Source organism: Photobacterium sanguinicancri, from assembly GCF_002265265.1.
In the GTDB taxonomy this organism is placed as follows: Bacteria; Pseudomonadota; Gammaproteobacteria; order Enterobacterales; family Vibrionaceae; genus Photobacterium; species Photobacterium sanguinicancri.
In genome coordinates this window covers 1-2,551 of record NZ_NOIF01000317.1, presented here as the reverse complement: position 1 = coordinate 2,551, position 2,551 = coordinate 1, and the positions used below count along the sequence as shown (strand labels likewise).

At 39.0% G+C, this 2,551-nt stretch carries 4 protein-coding genes; all 4 read right to left on the bottom strand.

The features are described 5' to 3' along the window. Nucleotides 1-90: 90 nt before the first annotated feature. The 4 genes from ASV53_RS23590 to ASV53_RS23575 all read right to left on the bottom strand — a co-directional run bounded on the left by ASV53_RS23590 (nt 91) and on the right by ASV53_RS23575 (nt 2,542). Nucleotides 91-879, bottom strand: a complete 789-nt coding sequence (locus tag ASV53_RS23590; protein WP_094958939.1) for an ankyrin repeat domain-containing protein — start codon at nt 877-879, stop codon at nt 91-93. A gap of 1 nt (nt 880) precedes the next feature. After that, nucleotides 881-1,063: a hypothetical protein gene (locus ASV53_RS23585; protein ID WP_141226311.1), complete on the bottom strand. Its 183-nt coding sequence runs from the start codon at nt 1,061-1,063 to the stop codon at nt 881-883. Between the two features lie 316 nt (nt 1,064-1,379). After that, entirely contained in the window at nt 1,380-1,727 is a 348-nt protein-coding gene (locus tag ASV53_RS23580) for an immunity protein YezG family protein (RefSeq protein WP_094958937.1), read from the bottom strand. Next, complete coding sequence (locus tag ASV53_RS23575; protein ID WP_239928902.1) at nt 1,724-2,542, bottom strand: DNA/RNA non-specific endonuclease; 819 nt, start codon at nt 2,540-2,542, stop codon at nt 1,724-1,726. Before ASV53_RS23575 ends, ASV53_RS23580 begins: the two co-directional genes overlap by 4 nt. Nucleotides 2,543-2,551 lie beyond the last annotated feature (9 nt).

Below are 2,551 nucleotides of genomic sequence, written 5' to 3'. Positions count from 1 at the left end.
ATATTAGCCTTTATAAATCAATTGCGTTGATAGCATGTCAAGGCTTTATCCTTCTGTTTTAATGATATCAACACACCGAAAGCGAGATAATTAATTATCTCGCCCTTCCTCTGCCCATTTAGCCCTAACTTCCTTAGGAGAAGGAGGTGGAAAGATCACACCGCGATCAATTAACTGTTGCTTGACTTTCACAGCCCATTTATAAGTGTCTGTTTCTGGATCCAATAAAAAGTCACTTAAACTTTTATGAATACGCCAAGCCATATCTGATCCACTCGGTGTCCGCTCGTTATGTTCTACTCCTAATTCGAGCAAGTAATAAGCAATTTCATATTGACCTATATATAATGCATGATGAGCACTATTTACATTCCTTTTATTTGGTAAATTTATATCTGCCCCTGCGTTAATTAGCATTTTAATCTGTGACCAGTTTGATGTTCCTATGGCTGCAAACAAAGTAGGATAACCATTTGAGTCCAAACTATTTGGGTTTGCCCCCGCTTGTAATAAAATTTCGAGCATTTCATCATCATTGCCTCCAGCCACTATCACTATTGGAGTATCCCCAACAGGGTCTGAGAAATTTGGATCAGCTCCTAACTGTAAAGCCAACTTTATCGCGGGTTTATCTTTGTTTATAATCAACCAAAACAAAGGCGTTATGCCCTCTTTCCCATGAACATTCAGCGAGACTCCACTTTCAATTTTTTGCTCAGCGCGTTTTTTATTGTCTCTTTGTAAATCCTGAAGTAACGAAACCATCTCAGGTTGGAAAAAGTTTGATGCATCCAGATCTGCTCCCTCTAAATTACAAGCGCCTAACAAGCCAGCAATCAATAATGCAACTGATTTTAAATAACGACGAATATTTGACATATTAACGATCCATATAACTTGAAAGAGCATTTAAATCTTCTTCTTTTTGAGCTTCAATACCACCAATTACTTGATCCATCCCATGTTTATCTATAGAACTCCCACCGTCCACACTAGGCAAAGAATACATAGTTCCTATTGCTTGAGGAACATCAACGGTACTGGCCTTGCTGATATTCGCCAATGAGTTGATCACCATCCCACAGAAAATCAACCGTTTCTTGCTCGGTTACTTTACGGCTGCGACGCCCTGCGCATCGTATTCATAAAACTTGTTCGGCCTTGATGGTTAACTTGAACAAGTTGATTAAGCCCATTGAATTAGCGATGCTGGGTCGCACTCTGGGAGCGCGAGAGGATCTGGTTACCGTAGCGATCATAATTAAACGTAATATCCTTGTGCGTTAATTTGAGTTTGATAGCACTCAATTGCAGTTAATATGATCGTTCTGTCCACGGTGCACTCTGGTAATACGCCTCAGCTTATCCTTTATTTTAGTTTACTCATTATTTAAACGTTCAATTTCATCAAATAACGCTTGATCCCATTCAAATTCCATATTGAACTTACCTGTAGGTTCCAGTGTGAACTTGGCTCTATTCCATTTACTAAAGTTATTTTCTATTGTCATTTGATGTAAGCGATGAAAATCGTTAATGATACGTCTATCAAATTTACGAAATTTAAAAGATGTAAACAAATTGTCTTTAGTTTTAAAACCACCTCCCATCTCTAAAGCATCCTCACCATAGTATTCAACATCAATATGTGATGTTATCCAGTCCTTTGACTGGATGTTTTCAAGCATATTTCCAGCTATGCTTAAATAGATTTCATCAAAACTCATAGTAACTTACCTTCAGGTTTATTTTTAAATGAGACAAATTTCTCTACACCATCTATTTCATAAAACACATCAAAAGTACTCGGCCTTTTACTATCACCATCATAAATGGCATTGATTTCAACTTCTACTTTTTTAGGTGGGTCGCCTTTTAAGGCTTTAGCCCATTTATTTTCCATACGCTTCCATGCGCCTTTATTTAAATTGCCATCCATTGCTGCATAGTTTATTTGCTCACCCGGCCCTTTAAAGATAGAAGCAATTAAGTGCCCACCTTCATCGTCGATTAAACCATCTTTGATTCCGTGCGATTTACCCGCTTTCGCTTGCTGATAAGTATTCCTATCTACCTTAGATAAATCAAGCTCTCCACTAACTGATTTTACACGGCCTAAATCATCCGTTCTATAAGTGTAATTACCTACTTTATATATCGCATTCGATTGAAGATCTTTATTCAGTGTTTTATTCCACCCGCCTTTTTTACCCGGAGCAAGTTTAATCACAGGCTCTAAATTTTTGTATGTCGGTGTCACATTCCCTTTAACTAACGATCTCGGATTAACCACCATCCCGATCGCCGCTAGGTTGCTACCAAGTCCTTCCCAGTTACGGCACTGCCAATTAGCGACTGTGTTTACCTTCAGCTCTTGCGCTGCACCCAATGCGTCGTTGATTCGTGCATTAGTTCTATCAACTGCATGGGTGGTAAAACCAAGTGGGCGAGACACAATATCAATAGGATAGTATGCCGCATCAACTACCGTATAGAGTGTATCCCATGCAACGCCAGTAGGATCCGCATATATTGCTTCAATAGTCCCTGT